The organism is Okeania sp. SIO2C9 (genome assembly GCF_010672455.1).
Lineage (GTDB): Bacteria > Cyanobacteriota > Cyanobacteriia > Cyanobacteriales > Microcoleaceae > Okeania.
This window is the reverse complement of record NZ_JAAHGO010000001.1, coordinates 135,483-155,274: the sequence shown is the minus strand read 5'-3', so window position 1 is coordinate 155,274 and position 19,792 is coordinate 135,483. Positions and strand designations below refer to the sequence as shown.

The 19,792-nt window shown below is 36.0% G+C and carries 18 protein-coding genes; 5 read left to right on the top strand and 13 right to left on the bottom strand.

Going from position 1 to position 19,792, the window contains the following annotated elements; all coding sequences use genetic code 11:
* Positions 1-987: 987 nt before the first annotated feature.
* The 4 genes from F6K23_RS00630 to F6K23_RS00615 all read right to left on the bottom strand — a co-directional run bounded on the left by F6K23_RS00630 (position 988) and on the right by F6K23_RS00615 (position 4,692).
* Positions 988-1,860 (bottom strand): nidogen-like domain-containing protein, encoded by an 873-nt coding sequence (locus F6K23_RS00630; protein WP_293149535.1) that lies wholly within the window; start codon positions 1,858-1,860, stop codon positions 988-990.
* A 922-nt stretch (positions 1,861-2,782) separates the two neighbouring features.
* Positions 2,783-3,274 (bottom strand): YajQ family cyclic di-GMP-binding protein, encoded by a 492-nt coding sequence (locus F6K23_RS00625; RefSeq protein WP_293149533.1) that lies wholly within the window; start codon positions 3,272-3,274, stop codon positions 2,783-2,785.
* 478 nt (positions 3,275-3,752) lie between these two features.
* A complete protein-coding gene (locus tag F6K23_RS00620) occupies positions 3,753-4,175 on the bottom strand; it encodes an MAPEG family protein (RefSeq protein ID WP_293149531.1) in 423 nt (140 codons plus the stop codon).
* Between the two features lie 13 nt (positions 4,176-4,188).
* Complete coding sequence (locus tag F6K23_RS00615) at positions 4,189-4,692, bottom strand: DNA recombination-mediator protein A (protein ID WP_293149529.1); 504 nt, start codon at positions 4,690-4,692, stop codon at positions 4,189-4,191.
* An 87-nt stretch (positions 4,693-4,779) separates the two neighbouring features.
* Here F6K23_RS00615 and F6K23_RS00610 point away from each other — a divergent pair, with 87 nt between their 5' ends.
* The gene (locus F6K23_RS00610; protein ID WP_293149527.1) at positions 4,780-6,234 is read left to right on the top strand and encodes a carotenoid oxygenase family protein; all 1,455 of its coding nucleotides are present in this window, start codon (positions 4,780-4,782) and stop codon (positions 6,232-6,234) included.
* Between the two features lie 367 nt (positions 6,235-6,601).
* Here the strand turns inward: F6K23_RS00610 and F6K23_RS00605 are convergent, their stop codons facing one another.
* A complete protein-coding gene (locus F6K23_RS00605; protein ID WP_293149525.1) occupies positions 6,602-7,678 on the bottom strand; it encodes a phosphotransacetylase family protein in 1,077 nt (358 codons plus the stop codon).
* Positions 7,679-8,305: 627 nt separating this feature from the next.
* The gene (gene ebsA / locus F6K23_RS00600; RefSeq protein WP_293149523.1) at positions 8,306-8,677 is read right to left on the bottom strand and encodes a type IV pilus biogenesis protein EbsA; all 372 of its coding nucleotides are present in this window, start codon (positions 8,675-8,677) and stop codon (positions 8,306-8,308) included.
* 299 nt (positions 8,678-8,976) lie between these two features.
* Here ebsA and F6K23_RS00595 point away from each other — a divergent pair, with 299 nt between their 5' ends.
* From F6K23_RS00595 to F6K23_RS00585, 3 genes are all read left to right on the top strand, one after another.
* Entirely contained in the window at positions 8,977-10,482 is a 1,506-nt protein-coding gene (locus tag F6K23_RS00595) for a glycosyltransferase family 2 protein (protein ID WP_293149521.1), read from the top strand.
* A 520-nt stretch (positions 10,483-11,002) separates the two neighbouring features.
* Positions 11,003-12,220, top strand: coding sequence for a succinate--CoA ligase subunit beta (locus F6K23_RS00590; protein WP_293149519.1), 1,218 nt, complete (start codon positions 11,003-11,005; stop codon positions 12,218-12,220).
* A 191-nt stretch (positions 12,221-12,411) separates the two neighbouring features.
* Complete coding sequence (locus tag F6K23_RS00585) at positions 12,412-13,314, top strand: CoA-binding protein (protein ID WP_293149517.1); 903 nt, start codon at positions 12,412-12,414, stop codon at positions 13,312-13,314.
* 578 nt (positions 13,315-13,892) lie between these two features.
* Here the strand turns inward: F6K23_RS00585 and F6K23_RS00580 are convergent.
* The 7 genes from F6K23_RS00580 to F6K23_RS00550 all read right to left on the bottom strand — a co-directional run bounded on the left by F6K23_RS00580 (position 13,893) and on the right by F6K23_RS00550 (position 19,205).
* Positions 13,893-14,177 (bottom strand): YiaA/YiaB family inner membrane protein, encoded by a 285-nt coding sequence (locus tag F6K23_RS00580; protein ID WP_124145612.1) that lies wholly within the window; start codon positions 14,175-14,177, stop codon positions 13,893-13,895.
* A gap of 461 nt (positions 14,178-14,638) precedes the next feature.
* Positions 14,639-15,739 carry a hypothetical protein gene (locus F6K23_RS00575; RefSeq protein WP_293149515.1) on the bottom strand — a complete coding sequence of 367 codons (1,101 nt, stop codon included), beginning with the start codon at positions 15,737-15,739 and terminating at the stop codon, positions 14,639-14,641.
* 463 nt (positions 15,740-16,202) lie between these two features.
* Entirely contained in the window at positions 16,203-17,198 is a 996-nt protein-coding gene (locus F6K23_RS00570) for a hypothetical protein (RefSeq protein ID WP_293149513.1), read from the bottom strand.
* A 139-nt stretch (positions 17,199-17,337) separates the two neighbouring features.
* Entirely contained in the window at positions 17,338-17,727 is a 390-nt protein-coding gene (locus tag F6K23_RS00565; protein ID WP_293149511.1) for a hypothetical protein, read from the bottom strand.
* Positions 17,728-17,907: 180 nt separating this feature from the next.
* Positions 17,908-18,618: a hypothetical protein gene (locus F6K23_RS00560; RefSeq protein WP_293149509.1), complete on the bottom strand. Its 711-nt coding sequence runs from the start codon at positions 18,616-18,618 to the stop codon at positions 17,908-17,910.
* Between the two features lie 125 nt (positions 18,619-18,743).
* The gene (locus F6K23_RS00555; protein WP_293149508.1) at positions 18,744-18,935 is read right to left on the bottom strand and encodes a hypothetical protein; all 192 of its coding nucleotides are present in this window, start codon (positions 18,933-18,935) and stop codon (positions 18,744-18,746) included.
* A gap of 3 nt (positions 18,936-18,938) precedes the next feature.
* Positions 18,939-19,205, bottom strand: coding sequence for a hypothetical protein (locus F6K23_RS00550; RefSeq protein ID WP_293149506.1), 267 nt, complete (start codon positions 19,203-19,205; stop codon positions 18,939-18,941).
* Positions 19,206-19,451: 246 nt separating this feature from the next.
* Between F6K23_RS00550 and F6K23_RS00545 the strand changes: the two genes are divergently transcribed.
* Positions 19,452-19,790, top strand: a complete 339-nt coding sequence (locus tag F6K23_RS00545) for a RodZ family helix-turn-helix domain-containing protein (protein WP_293149504.1) — start codon at positions 19,452-19,454, stop codon at positions 19,788-19,790.
* The last annotated feature ends 2 nt before the right edge of the window (positions 19,791-19,792 follow it).

Genomic DNA, 19,792 nt, shown 5'->3' with positions numbered 1-19,792 from the left:
TTCAACTTCTTCAATGGGTAGTTAACTTGTTGACATTTTTTCATAAATGTGGTTAAGAATATGACTATGTATTTCAGGTTCAGCTTGATGGTCTGTGAGTATTCTTCAGTCAATCCCAGGCCATTGTTAATTGTTTAAAAACAGTCTCTAAAAGAAAATTGCTTTTCAAGGATTTTTTGGCCTCAACAAAAAAATTGCGAGATATAGCACCACGTAATTAGGGCGCGGACAATACTAAATGCTGAAAGTAAGTCAGAGATTACTTTTGACTTTTGACTTTTGACTTTTGACTTCTAACTTGCCCGTAGCGAGATACGCCCTAATATTTTTGAATATTTTTGGGTAGGTGCATCTCCTCAAAAACAGATATCTGAAGGATATAATTAGGGTCTGCGTATGGAAAGTCTTTTTGCTCTTTGTAGGAGACAGCTATACTGGAGACAGGAGACAGGAGAAACGGGGAATGTAGAGGAGCTAGGAGCAAGAATTGTCTCTCAATTTTTCTGCCATAATCATCCCAAAATACCAGCATGCATGAGCTTTTTCCACCAAAAAGTTGGTACTTTTTTCAACTCTAAAACGCTAAAACCTTTATCTGTAAATACTTTTAGAATTAATCAGCAAGCCCTAATTAATTTAGGTTTTAAAATTGATGTAGTAGACTGACACAGCTAAAACTTTGCAATAGATTTTTATTTCTAGTGCCGCTACGCGGAAGTCAGAAGTCAGAAGTCAGAAGTCAGAAGTATTGATTGGTAAGGCTTTTAGGATTGTGTAACTGGTCAGTTATTTCCGCCATTCTGCACTAGTGGTCTGTCAGCTTTGAATTGATGAGTTGAGACGACCAGAGGGAGCAGAAAAGACAGAAGCTACAGAGGAAGATTAACCCATCAAAACTAACTTGACAGACCACTAGGTATCTTTTTCTCCCCACCCTCCCCACACTCCCCATCAATGCACCATTTAAGGTGTGTCGGTCCAGTAGGCCTACCAGAAATTAGACCTGTGAAGGTACATTTTTTCTTTCTGCTTACATTTCAAGAAAGTTGTGCCTAAAGCACTGAGGGCGAATAAACCAAGTATAGAAGTAGGTTCAGGAACTGAAGTTACGAACTTCCCATCCCTTACTGAAAACTGATACCTTCCTAACACATTACTATTGAGGCTGTTACTAACCAATGCACTGCTCCCTCCATCAATGAAAGCTCCATTAACTCCAGATCCAGGTAACTCAAAAAATGTCCCTGGGTTGCCAGTACCATTGGAAAAACCTACACGAGCAGACTCGCCACCTAAACCTTGGAAGTTACCACCACTGGCCTCACCACTTTCCCACAAAATTTCGTTGTAGTTAAACTCAAAGTCAAAGTTACCAACTCCAGTATCAGAGCGGTCGATTAATACCAACTGAAAGCTATTGAGTGGAAAACTTTCAAAGTAATGAGCAACATTAATCCAGTTAACACCGAAAGCATCACGACCATCTACAATACCTGTACCATAGGTAACAGGATCGCCCGGGCCTTCGGTATCTACATCAGCGAAAAATGGTGCAATGATTTGCTGAGTTGTGTTAGTCAGATTGAATGGTGTGTATTCAAACAAATCCTGGTCAAATGTAACGTTTCCGTTGTTGTTGACGTATAATTGGTCGGAAATGAAGCTGCCGAAATTAATATCAAAGCCCATTGAAACTAGACTTGTCGAATCATCATCATTGCGTGGCAGGGTATTTGAATTAAATCCTGACCTGATGGCAGCAGCATTAGCAGTTTGGGTATGAGCAAAAGTCGCACCTAAAGTTACTAATCCTACTGTTGCTGTGGCTATTGATAATTGTTTCACAACTTTGTCCCACATGATTAAATCTCCTGAGAAAATTCATTACCTGATATTGTTTCACCGCTCCTCCGGAAATTTATGCAAAAATTTCTTGCTTCACTAGATAAAGAGATACCTCAAAGCTAGTCGCAGTATAAAATAGAGAAAATAAAAATTACACAATAAATCAAATCTTGAAAAAGGCAGAAGACAAAAGAAAAAATACAGAAGACAGAAAGCAGAAAGCAGAAGGGAAAATTAATTATCGATTCAAACCCCAAGCAATTTTAAACATTTTAATTAGCTCCTAGAGAATTTCCTCTTTTGAAATTCAAAACAATTAAAGTTATCCCAAAAATATTCGGCGTTGCTGAATTGAAGTATGAATGTGCGATTGTTTGGCTCTGGTAAAGCCCCCTAAATCCCCCATCGTTCAAAAGCGAAGCATCCTCTGGCTTCCCCCTTTCTAAGGGGGACGGGAGGGGGATTTCCAAGGGGGACTTTTAGAGTTTTATTACCCCCCATTTTGGGGGCTAGGGGCAGGGCTAATTCATTGTCGTCAGAGAATATTTACAACCCTATATCTTTGGTTAACTAATTCTAGTTAAGATGTACGAAATTTCAAAATTTCAAAGGATACAATTTTTCTCTCTTGACGATGAATTTATCTTACTCCCCTACTCCCCTACTCCCTCACTCCCCCACTCCCCGACTTCTTTTTTCTCTCGTAACAATGAATTAGCCCTGGGGGCTAGGGGGGCTTGCATCATACCCAGAATCAGCAACGCCAAATATTCAACACCAGAATATTACTTGAGATATTCCATAGAAATTAAGATAAATTGTTATAGCAGTCGAAGCAAAGGCTAGGACAGATCAAAAGCTTAAAACTCAGACAGCATAATACTTTTTCTTCTTCCTTGTTCCTTCTTCCTTGTTCCTTCTTCCTTCTACTAACTAATTAACGATAATTTGTAAATTGTAATGGCACAGGCAAATCTTCTTCCTTTAACCTTTGCATTACTGCTTGTAAATCATCTTTAGACTTACCAGAAATTCTTACAGAATCACCTTGAATAGATGCTTGTACTTTCTTAAATTCATCTTTAATCAACTTAGTGATTTTTTTAGAAATTTCTTGAGTAAGACCTTTTTGCAGTTTAACTTCTTGCCTAACTCTACCGCCACTAGCAGATTCCACCTTACCAAAATCAAATATCTTTAACGATAAATTACGTTTTGCTGCTTTAGTTTGTAAAACAGTATGAACTGCATCTAAAGCAAATTGACTACTGGTATTAATAGTAATTGTATCTTCTCCCAATTCTAATGTCGTATTAGAATCCTTCAAATCATAACGAGCTTTTATTTCTCGTTCAGCTTGGTCTATAGAATTAACTAATTCTTGTCTATCAAAATCGCTGACTATATCAAAAGATGATGTAGATGCCATAATTATTCAATATATATTACTGTTATTTGACTTTAAGTATTAAAAAATTGACTACATTGATATAGCAGTTGTAGGAAAACTTAAGTAGATAGGTGAGGAAATTTACAACTACGTCATTGCGACTGGAACAGGGTGGAAGGTTTGCGCAGCATTCCGCAAGGAAAGCAATCTCAAGGGTTTTGACGGCATAAATATTTCGTTATATAGTAACGTTTATTCGCCCCTACCTACTTAGGACAGTTCAAAAGTTTAAAACTCAGGCAACTTAATACTTTTCCTTCTTTCTTCTTCCTTCTTCCTTTTTCCTTCTGCTATACAATGAATTAATTTGAAATTTTTGATTGAAAAAAAACTCTTTATATCGTTTATATTTCAAGCCTTGATATTAGGAAAAAAATTCCTAATACCAACAAATAGTATTACCTTTAAATTTTAATTAAGAAACAGAAACTATTCTAAATTAAGCCAGAATCATAGATTAAAAATTATTAATACTAATCAAACTGAGAATAAATAAAATAGCAGTACCAGAAGAGCTAACAACAAACATTAGCGATCGCCCAATAGGCACATTCAAAATATAAAATATTGAATAAAAAAATCGCCCAACCACAAAAGCAACTGCCGCTCCTATTGCCCAAATAGAATCTTGTTGTGTTAGATATGCCATCAAAGAAGCTGCTGTAAACAAAATCAAAGTTTCAAAAGAATTTTGATGTGCCCAGGTTGCCCTCTTAGCATAATCAGGTAATTCTTCAAACATAGCCCGAGGCGCACCCAGGTCATAGCCTACTTTAACACGACCGTAGGCTACTACTAAAAAAGGTGCGTAGACTAGCACTACTCCTATTACTATGGAATCTAATAATATTGATGATGCTGGTAACTCCAACAAACTCATTTTTTTCGCTATGTTAATCTAGATAGAATAGAGTTACTACTTTACGTTGTTCTTCTGCATCTTGACAAGTCTTCAACAGAGTATTACTTTCGTGAAAAGCAAAGCAAATAAGCTGTTGGCATCGAGAAATAATTTCCTGATTACATATAGAGCTTGCTTCAGCTAAAGATAATTGATCGTTTTTAGGATTTTCCACTAAATGAATAACCTTATCCAATTCTTGGCGAGATTCTCTTGGTTGCCGTTTCATACTTTGAGGTAAAATAACAGTAACTAAGTTAGGATCGGCTCTCATTGCCCCCCGAACTACTGCTAAATTAGTACCTGTTGCACCTGATGTAATAACATGATTAGATCCTAAAACCAAGGCATAACTTAACAATTCAATTAATTGTTGATGAGTAATAGGAACATGACGAGAACCCAAAATAGCAATTCGTTTAGAACCTGTTTGTTGGATTGCTAAAAGTTCCTGTAAAAAATCATCTACCTTGGGAATATCAATTGATTGACTCAAAGATTTTATCTACTGTAATAAAACTGCCTAAAGGATTATAACAATTAAATATGTTTTTGTACATCTATTTTATAGGAAAAATAACAATTGATTGTTAAAAATCAATCACTAAAAACTCCAGCATGGGCAAAGGCTTTTGTTCAACCAGCTCAAGAATTCCCACCTACCCCCCTATCAATTATTTCTGGTGTTGTCCCCTCTGGATTGAGAGGTTGTTTGTATAGAAATGGTCCTGCTAGATTATCGCGTAATCAACAACAAGTAGGACACTGGTTTGATGGAGATGGTGCAATTCTAGCAGTGCATTTTAATTCTTCTTTTTTGGAAGGTCAAGAACCTTGGGCTACTTATCGTTATGTGCAAACAGCAGGGTATCAGCTTGAGACAGAAAAAGAAAGATTTATTTTTGGTGGCTATGGAATGAACCCTCCAGGAAATCTGTGGGATAAGCTCACTAAAGCAACAAAAAATGCTGCTAATACCTCAGTTTTGGCTTTACCAGACCGGCTTTTAGCACTATGGGAAGGTGGACATCCCCACAGTCTCAATTTGGAAACCTTGGCAACTTTGGGACTAGAAAATTTAGGAAGCTTAGAAAATCATCAAAGCTATTCAGCACATCCTAAAATAGATAGTGTCACAGGTGACATATATAACTTCGGAGTAACTCCTGGACTAAATAGCTCACTCAATATCTACCGCAGTAATAGTACCGGCAAAATTCAGCAAAAAGGTCTGATTCCTATTTCTGGTGTCCCTCTAATTCACGATTTTGTTTTAGCAGGTCCATACCTAATATTTTTTATTTCACCAGTACGTTTACAACTACTGCCAGCTTTTACAAAGGTAAAAAGCTTTAGTGATGCTTTAACCTGGCAACCAGAGCTAGGAACACAGATTTTAGTGGTCGATCGCTCATCTCTACAACTTATTAGTCGTCAAGAAACGGAACCCTGGTTTCAGTGGCACTTTGGCAATAGCTATATAGACTCGGATGGCACAGTATTAGTTTACTTAATCCGCTATACAGATTTTAACCAAACAAATAAATACCTTCAAGAAGTACCTACTGGCCAAACTCATACTTCTGCTAATGGGATATTCTGGCAGATACGTCTAGACCCTAAATCTGGTCGTATCATTGAGAGTTATAAATTATTAGATATTCCCTGTGAGTTTCCTACGGTTGCTCCTGCTGAGGTCGGAAAACCATCTCGCTTTACTTATTTGTCAGTTCATAAACCAGGAATAGATATTAGTCAAGAAATGCTTGGGGCGATCGCCTGTTTCGACCATCAAAAAAATATCCTCACTACCACCGAGTTAAGGCCAAATTGCTATCCTATGGAACCTATCTATGCCCCTAATACTGAAGATTCTCAGAAAGGATGGGTATTAACTGTTCTTTTTGATGGCGATCGCAACTGTAGTGAGGTCTGGATATTTGATAGTTCTAAATTAGATGCCGAACCTGTTTGTCGGCTAGCCTTACCAGAAGTTATACCAATTGGTTTCCACGGTACCTGGAGTCAGGAGTATTGAACAAGGTAGAAGGGAAAATTGCATGAGGATAGTCTTCGACAAGCCACTTCGTGTCTTATTGCCCCAAACAATTTTAAGCACCCTGTAGACGATGGAATATTCAACCTGCTACAAAAAGATAATTTTTTGACTCAACCCTTTTAAGGGGATAATAAAGAAAAATTTTCATCTCTTTGTCAATCCTATCTGTTTTAAAGGAGAGTTCAATAATTGATAATTGATAATGGATAATTACCTCTCCCTAAAACGGATAGGATTGAATAAAAAGAAAATATTCTGTTGTTTCTCCACGGCGAGTGAGAGGATTTTTACCTTAATTATTCGGTAATTGTTAATTATTAATTATTAATTATTAATTATTAATTATTTAACCAACCCCTAGTTGAAAATGACTGAGCAAATACTCAAAGTCGAACTCTTGTGCCATTAGTCTATTGACACATTCTACTTTCATAGGTTCGTGTAAACGTACAGTACCAAAAGTTCTATCTATAATTTCTACAGTAGATAGAGTATCACAGTCCACTGACAAAACAGGTACTTCTACATACTCGGCACGACGCAGCACTAACTCATCAGGAGGCAGTTGCCCAGTTAAAATTAGACAATGGGTAGAAGTCTCTAAAGCTGCTAGTTGAATATCTGTGCGATCGCCTCCGGTAACTACTGCCATATTTGTAGCTTTCCGGAAATATTTAATAGCTGCACTAACACTCATTGCGCCAATTGTCAAGCTTTCTACCATTAAATCCAGTCGGTCAGGGCGACAAAGTACCTGGGCATTTAATTGCTTAACTAATTCTGCCACTGTGACACTGCGTAAGAGACTGCTTCTGGGCAATATTCCTAATACAGGAATGTTCCTAGACTCTAGAAAAGGTCTCACTAAAGTAGTTAGTGTTTCTTGTGCTGCTAGTGGTACATCATTAATGACCACACCCAACAGGGAACTACCCAAACGTTGTTTAGCTGAGAGTAAAGAGTCTATATAAGAACCTGAATTTGGACGAGTCACCAAAATTACGGCAGCATTAAGAATTTCCGCAACTTGTACTAAGGATAATTGAAATAGATTACCCTCATCTAAATTACTTGGTCCTTCTAATAAAACTAAATCTTCTCCTTCTACCTGTAGATATTGAGCTAGAGATTTTTGATAGTCAGTGTTGTCCTCTCCAAGCAAACGCTTTGTGATAGTACTTTCATCCAGCATTAACAGAGTTGGCCGAATACTATTTTCTGAAAGCTTGAGAGTTTCAGTAATAAACTGTACATCAGCATCAATTTCTACAGATGCTGAATTTAAAGAGTTTCCCAAGGGTTTTCCATAAGCAATACTTATTCCTTGCTGTTGCAGCTTATGGGCTACTCCTAAAGTAATTGTAGACTTGCCACTATAAGCTTCAGTCGATCCAATTAGCAAATGATTGGCAGATTTTGGCACACCCTCACTCCCGCAATCAATGAACTTGTCAATGTGAATATAATTTGGATTTTAGATTAAATGTTGTCAATTTGTTTCACATTTTTAAATTATAAGGTTGACACTCCCGCGCCGTCAAACGGCGGGAATTGTTAAGAAATATAAATCCTTAAACGGTTAGCCAAAAGCCCCCTATATACTCGCTCAAAATTGATTCTGTGCTTACTTTTCACTAAAATATTGACACTACTATTAATATCTGTTGAAACCAAATGTTGAGCTTTTGTCCGATACAACCCATGCTTTATTCTGTTACACGAAAATTTAGTTTGACTGGGGTTATTGCCATTGTCAACAGGTATTTCATCTCGGTGGTAAAAACTCACCTTGGACAAGTAAGACTCTTGTGGTTCCAAATAGTCAATTCCGTATCGAAAACACAAGGATTTAAGTTTTTGCCTCAATTGCCAAAAAGGGATATGAACAAAGTTTTTATGGTTGGAGTGACCAATATTAATCTCTCCTATGATATTTTGAGTATATAGCGACATTAGTCAAATTTAAAGCACTGCTAAAAGCACGGGGTTTCAAACCCAAACTTTTCGATGAGAACAAGATTAAATCTCAGGAATTACATTTCAAGCTGAATCACTCATAGCGAAGTAACTTTCCATAGAAATTCTTAGAAAAATCTACATTACGAGTACGATGATAAATTAGCAATACATCGATTAAAGAATCAACAAACTCATAAGTGGCCATTGTTGTATCATAACTAAGCTCCTGATTACCATCAAACTGCATTCGGCAACGAGTTATGTCTGCAGGTAATATAGAAACATTCCAGGTAATAACAAAAGGGATATTCTCTCCTCCTTCAATATTTCTCGCTCCTTCTAGATTTTTTTGTTTGTAAAGACTAATAGCATGAGCTAGGTATTTACGTCTATTATCTGGGTAATATGGAGTGTAAACAGCTATTTCCCCTTTTTCGGCTGGCTTTAATTGATTAATTGACATCCTCTACTTTCCTGAATCAATAATATCCATTCCCCGGAAATTATATTATAAGTAACTATAGTCTCAATGTATAAAAGCTAAATTTAAATCAACGTTTCAGCTGTGTTAAAAAATCAGCTCTAAAACTTTATATTACCTGTGGTTTCGCAATTGTTAGCCAAACTACTCTCTACATTCTTCACTTACTACATTCTTCACTTAACAAAGATTATATTTATAGTTTTTTCAGACGGAATTAGGTTAGTCTCTTAAAACATAAGAAAATTATTAGTGATTGGATCTTTAAGATTAATTTAGTTATGCCGAACAGTTCTTGGCCACAAAATGATTATTATAGGGAAACCCAAATTAATCAAAACGATAACTTCTGTAACGAACAGCAAAATAATCAGGTAGCACAAACTAAGAAATGCTTAGATCGGAGTCAAATAAAACAAGAAAAGGAAGTGTTAAATAGTCATCAGAATATTTACGATGGTCGTAGACGTAAAGCAGCACTTATGTCATTTCTGATTTGGACCACTACTATCGCTCTGCACTTACTCTCCTGGGGATATTGGGTAATTTTAGGTCTGACTGGTTTACTATCAGTTCAACTTATGAGAATACTATTCGCTCAACCAAAACTACCTCCAAAACCTCTATCAGAAGAAAATTCGACAGACTGGCCTTATGTCTCTCTATTAGTAGCAGCTAAAAATGAAGAAGCTGTAATTAGTAAGCTGGTAAAAAATATCTGTGCTTTAGATTATCCAACCAATAATTATGAACTTTGGGTAATAGATGACAATAGTACAGATCAAACCCCTGTATTGTTAGAACAGTTGGCAAAAGAATATCCGCAGCTTAATGTTATTAGGAGAAGTCCAGATGCCAGTGGAGGTAAATCAGGCGCTCTCAATACTGCGATACCTTTGATTAAGGGAGAAATTTTAGGAGTGTTTGATGCAGATGCAGAGGTAACACCGGATCTACTCCGAAAGGTAGTACCACTTTTTGCCAGAGAAGAAGTAGGGGCAGTACAAGTTAGAAAAGCGATCGCCAATGCAGGTCTAAATTTTTGGACAAAAGGCCAATCAGCAGAAATGGCTCTAGATAGCTTTCTTCAGGAACAACGAATTGCAATTGGTGGGATTGGAGAACTCAGGGGAAATGGCCAATTTGTACGTTTGAATGCCCTGAAAGAATGTGGGGGATGGAATGAACAGACTATTACTGATGATTTAGATTTAACAATTCGTCTACACTTAAACCAATGGGATATAGATTTTCTCAGTTTTCCGGCAGTAATGGAGGAAGGAGTAACTAACCCAAAAGCTTTGTGGCATCAACGTTCCCGATGGGCAGAAGGTGGGTATCAGCGTTATCTAGACTACTGGCAATTGATTTTGCGTAACCGAATGAGATTTGGTAAGACTTGGGATTTATGGCAATTTTTGGTGACACAATATCTAATATCGGTTGCTGCTGTACCTGATTTACTTATGGCAACAATCTTGCGTCGTTTACCCATCACCAGTCCTTTGACTGTGTTTACTGTAACAGTTTCTGTATTAGGAATGTTTATTGGTTTACGTCGAACTAGGAAACAAGAAAAGAGTATCGTTAAAGAAGGGAAGTTGGAGTTTGTTTCTGAGAAAGAACATCCGTTGTCTATACTACTTACTTTTTTAGAAAGTGTGCGAGGAACTTTTTATATGTTGCATTGGTTTATCGTGATGGGCGCTACTATTGCTAGGATGTCTATATTACCTAAGCGACTAAAATGGGTAAAAACAATTCATAAAGGGGATTGGGAAAGTTAAAAATTTAGGTTATTATTATCTAATTACTTAGTTTGATGATAATTTGAACTACTCTTACTAGCGATCAATAATGTTTTTAACAGACTAAGTATCGGAGATGAAATATATAGCAATTCTATTTCTAAAGTGTGAAACCTAAGTTTGATGTTATTTAACTAAAATCGCGATACTCAAAGTTATAGGCATAACAATTTTTCAGATTTAGAATTGCTAAAATTATCATAAACTAATCAATTGATTGATCTACATAATATTAATCTAATTACTTCTAATAGTAACATTGATAAAATAAATTATGCAAATTCCGTTTTGAACAAAAAGGAATAAAGACAGTAGTTCCTTTTTAAAAGAAATAATTATCCTCCTTCAAAACTATTAATTAATAATTTAATAAAAATTAAATTTGATTTGAACTATTAAGTATATTCGCAAAAATAATAGCTGCAAAATTTATCAAATAAATATCAGATAACTTAAAAATAATGTTATTAACTTAAGAAAATTAAACGTTAAAATTAGTATGGATTTATTAGAATATCAGGCTAAAGCTTTATTTAGTGGCATGGGAATTCCTGTTTTGCCATCTCAAAGAATAGATTATCCTAAAGATTTAAAAAAATTAAAAATACCTTATCCAGTGGTACTTAAATCTCAAGTTCATGCTGGAGAAAGAAGTAGCTTAGGTGGAATTAAATTTGTTGAAAATACAATTGATGCTGTGGCAGCAGCTCAGGCAATTTTTAATTTGCCGATCAAAGATGAGTATCCAGAAGTTTTATTGGCAGAAGCAAAATATAATGCTAATCAAGAATTATACTTAGCAGTTGTTTTAGACCCAATAGTACGCCGTCCTGTACTTCTCGGTTCAGCACAAGGAGGTATTGATACAGAAGCAGCTATGACAAGGATGCAACAGGTAGTTGTTAATCAACAATTTTCCCCTTTTTATGCACGTCGTCTGATGGTAAAAATTGGACTGCAAGGACAACTGATAGAATTAGTTAGTCATATAGTGGAAAAAATGTATCAATTATTTATAGAAAAGGATTTAGATTTGGTAGAAATTAATCCTCTGGGTGTGAGTCCTACAGGAGAAGTAATGGCTTTAGATGGTAAAGTAAGTGTGAATGATCGTGCTCTAGGTCGTCATCTAGAATTGGTAAATTTAGTGGGCAAAAATATTACTAATAATGATGAAATTCAAGAGAAACAAGTAAGTCAAATAGACAAAAATTCTTTATTAATTACAAATAATACCAATGCAGCAGCTAATGAAAAAATTATTCCAGATTATCAACTGAAGTTTACAGAATTGCAAGGAAATATCGGAATTTTATGCAATGGTGAAGGTTTAACAATGGCTACTGTTGATTTGGTAATGGAAGCTAATGGAAACCCAGCAAATTTTCTGAATATTAAGTTAGGTGATTATTTGGAGATCAAGGATAGTTTACGAATAAAAATGTTTGCTGCTTTGGATTTAGTTAGTCAAAAAGAAAATGTCAAAGTAGTATTAGTAAATTTTCTAGGTATAGTTCAGACAAGTGATGAGTTGATTACTATAGTTTACGAGTATTTGAATAATTTAAAAACTATGGACAAGAGTAATATTATTTTTATACTGCGTTTATTAGGAGGTGAAGTGAGTAGAGCTAGAGAACGTTTATCAGGTCTACCAGTAGAGGTAATCGAAAATTTAGAAGATGCAGTTACTAAAGCTGTTTCTTTAGCTAGGTAGCATTCAACAATTAATAATTAATAATTAATAATTACCTCTCCTGGAAAGCAGATAGGATTGAACTTAAGGAAAATATTTTCTTTTTATTTTCTTCATAAATGAATAGGTATTAGACTAAATTAAGCAATTATCCATTATCCATTATCCATTATCCATTGATAAATGCCTATACAAATAAGGGCTGAAGAATTATGAATTTAACTCCAGATAGTAAGGTAATAGTTCAGGGTGTTACAGAAAAAATGTCTACCCAGATAGCCTTAATGATGAAGTCCTATGGAACAAATGTAGTAGCAGGTATTAGTCCTGGAGAAGGGGGACAAGAATGGTCTGGTATACCTGTGTTTAGTTTGGTAGAGCAAGCAGTGGCAAAAGTGGGTATGATTGATACCACTTTGATAGTTGTGCCTGCTTATAGGGTATTAGATGCTAGTTTAGAGGCGATCGCTTCTGGCATTAAACAAATTGTCATCGTTACAGAAGGAGTGCCACCTTTAGATATGGTCCAGTTATTGAGAAAAGCTGAGGCTACAGAAACTCTGATTGTTGGACCTAACTGTGCAGGTATTATCGTGCCGGATAAATTACTGTTGGGCACTCATCCAACTCAGTTTTACACACCAGGCCCAGTGGGAATTATTAGTCGCAGCAATACTCTTACTTATGAAGTAGCTTGGGAATTAACAAAGTCAAGATTGGGGCAATCTATCTGTGTTAGTATTGGTTGCGATCCAATTGTTGGTTCTTCTTTTTTGCAATGGTTACAAATATTAGATGAGGATGACCGCACAGAGTTAATTGTTTTAGTAGGAGAAGTTGGTGGTGCAAGTGAGGAAATTGCAGCTTCTTATATATCAGAAACAATTGATAAACCTGTAGTTGCTTATATTGCTGGTATTTATGCTCCAATAAATCAAAATTACACTCACGCTAGTAGTTTAATTAGTGCTAGAAACTCAAGGGTAAAACATAATTTCCACAATCAGATGAAGAGTAAAATTTCAGCTTTTAAAGAATTTAAAATACCAGTAGCAAAACGACCTTCGGAAATTCCTAGTTTAGTGAAATATTCACTAGAAAAAAAGTATGTTTAATTAAATTTTTGACTAATAACTAATTAGTCAATATTTAGAGATTGAGTAAGAATTAAGAATATGAACGCTTGTAAGCATTCAGCGGTCAGCTATCAGCTATCAGCTAGTGCCGCTACGCGGAAGTCATATCATGTCCGGTAGCATCGGTCTTGTATAGTAAATAGGCAACAGCTCATCTGGCAACAGGCAACAGGCAAGAAAAAAACTTAAATTTCCTGCAAATATCCACGCCAACTTTTACACAAACGATTGCCTTCGGACATGATATAAAAAGTCAAAAGTCAAAATTCAATCATTTTTGATTTGTAATTGTTTTAGGATTTTATAACTGGTCAGTTATTTCCGTCATCCTGCACTAGCCTTTTACAATTGTTTGGTAAGGCCACGAGTTTCAATTGCTAGTTCTTGTAGCATGGCTGTTGGTAGGTTGAGTGGGTGGGTTGAAACTACCCTAGTCTATGTCTACAGGATGCAGAAATAGTTTCAGCCTAGTTAGTCTATCTTACTATTCTCCCTTGGCAAGTTTTTGGTCAGTTGTAATTAGTCTAAACTCCAGTTAACCGGATTTGATGTAATTATTATTTGTCTAAAGGGTGATGCTCTGCCAATAGTTTTTCAACTTTTGCTTCATCAAGTCTGGCAGTTATCCTTTGATATTCGTGATTATCTCTAATAGTTTTTGCCAGGGTAAAAGTTGAGCCTACTGAAAATGTTAAACCCATTCCTAAAAAGCCTTTAATCCAATTATCTACAGGTAGGTAAATAATGCCGATCGCTGTGCCAGAAGTAGCTAGAATAAAGGAAGCCCAAACTTGAAGTATCCATGCAGCAGTATCTTTTTGTTGAGTATATTTGTTGGTCATAAAATTATTACCTCAAATCAAAATTTTTGGCTGATTTATTCGTATTTTATATGTATAAACTTACAGTAATAGTAGTGGAGTGACAGTTTGAATATAGGCACAGGCGATCGCTCTTATTTTGGCTTTTTTTTAAACGCTACAAATAGGGTTTGAGATTGACAACATAATATTTAGGAGTAGACAGTAAAAAAATTGTACTATAATAGTAAGTTTTTTGGTGTTTGACGATAAATTTTGGTTATAATATCATGTCCGGATAATTAGTGATAGAACTCCGTTCCGCTTACGTGAGCAAAAACCTTTTATCTTTAATATCAAATCTGGTAGCATCGGTGTTCTTCAGTATTAAATATGTAGGGGCGAATGGTATTCGCCCTATATTATGGTATTCGCCCCTACTATGTTTTGTGGTTATGCGTAAGTCCTGATTAGATTATTAGAACTTAGGCGATCGTCAAAAATTAACTTTTCTTTTGTTGATTCTTTTGTTCTAGAACAATTTCTTTCATCGCTTGAAATGAACGAGAATTTGATGCACCTTCAATAGCTTTCACTGCTAAATCTTGAACCTGTGTCAAGGTGGAATCTAATTGTGCAGATAAATTTTTAATTCGTTGCTCTTGATTTTGAATTGTCTGTTGTAAAGATTGAATCCGTAGTTCATAAAATTGCTTTTCTCCTTCTACTTCTTTTGCCAATAAATCAGATTTAACTTTCGCCTGGTAAGTACCAATATTTCGCCCATTTTCCTTACCGTTATTAATATTAGACTCTAGTTCTTTTTTAAAGTTTTCTACCTCAGTTTTTACCTGTGCAAATTCTTTTTCCCGTTCAGAAATAGACTGCTCTCTTTCAGACCATATTTTCTCTTGTTGCTGTTGAAATTCTTCTAACTCCTTATACAAATTTTTCTTGTTTTGTTCATACTGATCAATATCTAGATTGTGTTGCAAATTCAAGTCATATTCATAAGTTTCTTCATCTCGTTGGCGAGTTTTATCCTGATGTTCATTTCGTTCTTTTATGCTGCGTTGATGTTCCTGCTGTTCCTTTGACCAAGCTTGTTTACTGGACTCTATTTCTTGTTGTAATTCTTCTTGGCGATCGCTAAATTCTGTCTCGAATTCTTTGGCGCTTTGTTCATACTGTTGAATCAAATTATCTAAAGTATTTTCCTCGATATTTTCTAAATTATGCAAATTGTTTAATTGTTGAATTTCTTCTGTAACTTGCTGTCGAACTTCTTCTAATTTAGTTGCTTCTGAAGTGAGTTTTTCTGATAATTCGCTGATAGCTCCACCAAAACCACTTTGTACCATCAACAAATTTTCAATTGTGTACTGCATACTTGGTTTGTTATGAGTTTGATTTAAGTTCATAAATTTTGCGACTTCTTTTTCTGGTTGTTTTGATATTGAACCTACAGAGGTTTTGGTTGTAGTTTTACTTTCTTGACTGAGCTGATTTATTTCTGCTTCTAGGACAGATTTTTCTTTTTTTAATTCTGCAAAAGCTTCTAAAATTTCAGCCTTTGTATTTTTAGAATTAACTCTTTTAGCCATTTTTTTTCTCCTGTTAAATTTGCGATTTTTTCGACTGAATTGAGCTGCGATATAGGTGGGGATATTTGGTATAAATACCACCTAAATATTTATACCAATTGAAATAGCAGTCAGCGGTCAGCTATAAGCTTCTCAAGGTGTATAATGGGGGTTTTAATCCCCCATAAAAGGCGCACCACGGGCTTTTTAAAATATAGTGGGGGACTTAAACCCTTAGATTTTTAGCTGTTCACGCAGTTCCTCTGCAAGAGGCTAGCTAAATGCTTACGAGCTACTGGATAGAGTAGACAAATCTTAGGGTTGCTGAATGGCTATATGATGAATGTAGTTTATAGCTTTTATCACAGTCGAAGGAAAGGTTAAAACTCAGAAAACGTAAGATTTTTTCTTCTTCCTTCTTCCTTCTTCCCTCTTCCTTCTTCCCTCTTCCTTCTTCCTTCTTCCTTCTTCTTTTCAACAACAACTACTTAGTTTGAGCGCCATTATTAGAACTAGCAAAAGCTCTCATAGCTAAATCTTGTGCTTGCTGTATTGCTGCTTGTAACTGAACAGAAATATCATTAATTTGTTCAGTTTGTCGCTGAATTGTTTCCTCTAAAGATTTAATCTTTAACTCATAACCATTCTTCATTCCTTCCCACTCTTTAGCAAATAAATCTTCTTTAACTTTTGCCTGTCGGGTTGCTTCTTTAATTGCATCATCCTTCGCCTTCACATAAGCCTGCTTCAACTCTTCTTCAAAACCTTCAACTTTCTGTCTATTTTCTTCAAATTCAACTTGATTTTCTGCCAAATAACTTTCTCTTTCCTGCCATTTCTTTTCCTTCTCTTGATTTAACTCCTGTAATTCTCGTTCCAAATTTCGCTTCATTTCTTCATATTCATCCGTTTCAATTTTACGCTGATGTTCCAATTCATATTGATAGTCAGCAGCTTCATTTTCTCGTTGTTTAATTAACAATTGATTTTCCTCTTCAATTGCTGCTTCATACTCTTGTTCTTCCTTTTGCCAAGCCTTTCGCTTAGTCGTCATATCCTTTGCAATATTTTCTTGATGCTCGCTAAAATTATGCTCTATAAATCCTAATTTTTCTTGATGTTCTTGAGTTAAAATATGCAGTGCATCAGCAACAACACGAACTTTTTGTAACTCTTGCAAATGTTGATTTTCAATTTCAATGGCAAGTTTTAATTCCTCAAGTTTAGTAGATTCTTGATGCAAATTGTCTAATAACTGATTAACAATACTACCAAAATCTAATTGTAAATCAGCCAAACCTTTAACAATACTATCTGTGGTATAAGTAGCAGCAGCTTCTAGGATTTGTTTCCCTTTTTCCTTCTCTGCTTCTTCCTCCTTAGTTGCTACTTTTGATGCAAGACTTTTCCTAGCAGCTAAAATTTCTTCAAATGATTTTATCACTCTAAATTTGCTACTTTCTGATGCAGTTTGTGTCATTTTTTTTCTCCCTAATATTGATAATTCAGCGTTGCATAAATGCGGGATGATTTTAATAGTTTTGTGGTCTTGTGGAATGGGCATCTTGCCCGTTCCCATCCACCCATCCACCCGTTCCCACCCACCCGTTCCCACCCACTCATCCCAATTTCCGAAGTTGCTTCAAAATCTCTTCATATTCTTGGGCAGTATTTAATTTTTTCCTAGTCGTTTCTGGTGCTAATGACTTGAGAATTTTCTGGCATTTTTCACAGCGATTTCCTTTCCAGCAGTAACAGTCATCTACTAACTCTAAAAGAGTGGATTTTAAGCGACTATTTTCTGTCAGTAATACCTGGTAGTTATTTTGAATAGATTCAACAACTAAACTAATATGTTGTAAATCTTGACTGAAATTTTCCAGGTCATTAATAGTATCAGTTCTAATTTGATGCTTAACTTCTAATTTTCCCCGTAAACTATCTTCCCATTGCTGTTTTTTTGGTGTTTTGGCACTCTGATAAATCCTGAATTTAGCAATTTTACTCATTTGCACCTCTTTAAGTTTTCCCAAATTTGTTTTCTTGGTATAAAACTACAAAAAATTTCAAGCTAAAAGCTGTAAATAGAGACGCAAAATATTCATCAACAGCCTTTGGCTGGAAGTCACGAAGACCTCCTCAGGAGTCAATTTATTCTGTCTTATGACTCCTGACTCCTGACTCCTTCTTCAAGAAGATAATGCAGCAGCTAAAGACTCATTTCCTGTTAGTAAAGCTGTATCATTACTAATATTTGAACCTAGTAAAGAAGAATTTTGATTATTATTAGTATGAGCTACCATCAAACTAGCAGTTTCTTCAGCAGATAAATTATCTAAGCAAACCATTTTTCTAGTTCCTTCTAAGTCAATCATTCTTGATAAATTAGTTTCGTCAGAAAGCACTGCTGCGGCCTGATGAATAATTGACCAATCTGTACGTTCTTGCCAACGCCATTTTAAGCTGTAATAATTGATAGGTTTTACCACACCATTTTCATCTGGTTTTTGACCGCTATGCTTCACAAATTCAGGAAGAAAAATCCCTGTTGCTGGCTCCACTCCTTGACTCTGAACTGAAGCAATTAAACGATTAAAATCATTCAAAGAACGACTTTTAATATATGTCACCATTAACACTCCATGAGGTAATTCTCCTGACTCTGCAACAAACCAAATTTGACCCCATAATGTATTAATTGTTTGACCTAAATTGCCGAAAAATTTGCTAAACTTGATAATTGTCATTGAGATTTTAGAACCATAATCTGTGTCTCCAATTACCCATTGTCCTGACTGACAATTGTTACGAACTGCAATAGGAATTTCTGGTACCAATAAAGCTTGTTTCGGTTTAGCTCCAAACACATAAATTTTTGCTTTAACATTAGAATTAGACATCTTTTATTTCCTTGAATTTTATTTTTTGCCTGCCTTGAAAAAAGTAGTAGGTTATATAGCAAGGAACAGGGAATAGGGAACAGGCAACAGTAGGAAAAATATCTCTGGTGTCTTACGGTTCATCATCAAAATAAGTCAAACACCAACTCGTTCCTTGCTATGGTGAAACCATTGCCTGTTCCTCCATCTCCGCGTCCCCGTGTCTCCGCGTCCCCGTGTTTCCGCATCCCCGCGTCTCCCCATCTCCCCATCTCCCCATCTCCCCATCCCCGCGTCCCCACGTCTCCGTGTCCTACCCCCCACCAACCAATTAGCAAACCCTAATTAATAAGATGTGTCGCCTTTGCTGGTTGTGGATATTGGTAATCTGTAGTTGCTTCCTGCTGCGCTTTAATAATTCGCAATGCTCCCAACAAATGCTCTAACATTTCTATATGACTAGGAGTAAAGTGAATACTGAAGCCTTCCCCATCTCTTGCATACCCTGGGCAAACAAGAGAAGCTGAACTCTGTTCTTCATGGGTGGCAATATACAGCCAGTCTTCGTCTTCCAGTTTGTAGTGTGTATCTGTCCAGGTTCTCAGCATAATGCTATCCTCCAGGTGAGCGGTACTTGTTGAGACTCTCATAAATTTACAATTAGCCAACTTGAGTATTACTCCATATATAGAGCCTAAATTTAATTGACTTAATTTTCAACCTTACCAGTAGTGTCTCATTGGTTGATTTATTTATCAACTAAATTTATTGTAGCGCATGTTGATTTTATCGTCAAGAGTAAAGTTGAAATTTTCGTCAAAGTTGCTTACAATGCTTATTAGGAGGTAAAAGCCGTGGAAAAAAGTTTTGGAAAGTTAATTAGACAGGCCCGTAAAGAAAAAGGATATTCCCAACGAGAGTTGGCCAAATTCTTAGGAGTGGACTTTACATATTTGTCCAAGCTAGAGAACGATCGCGCCGACTATGCACCAAAAGAAGAAGTGATTCGTGGGTTAGCTAGAAATCTCGATTTGGATGAAGAGGAATTAATTTTCCTCGCTGGCAGAATTCCTCAACAGTACGAGGAAATTCTCAAACAAAATCCAAAAGAGATGCTAGCATTGTTCCGACGAATGCAAGAAAATCCTGAGTTCGCTCACAGAATATCTCAAGCTGCAACAGAAGGAGAATAAGC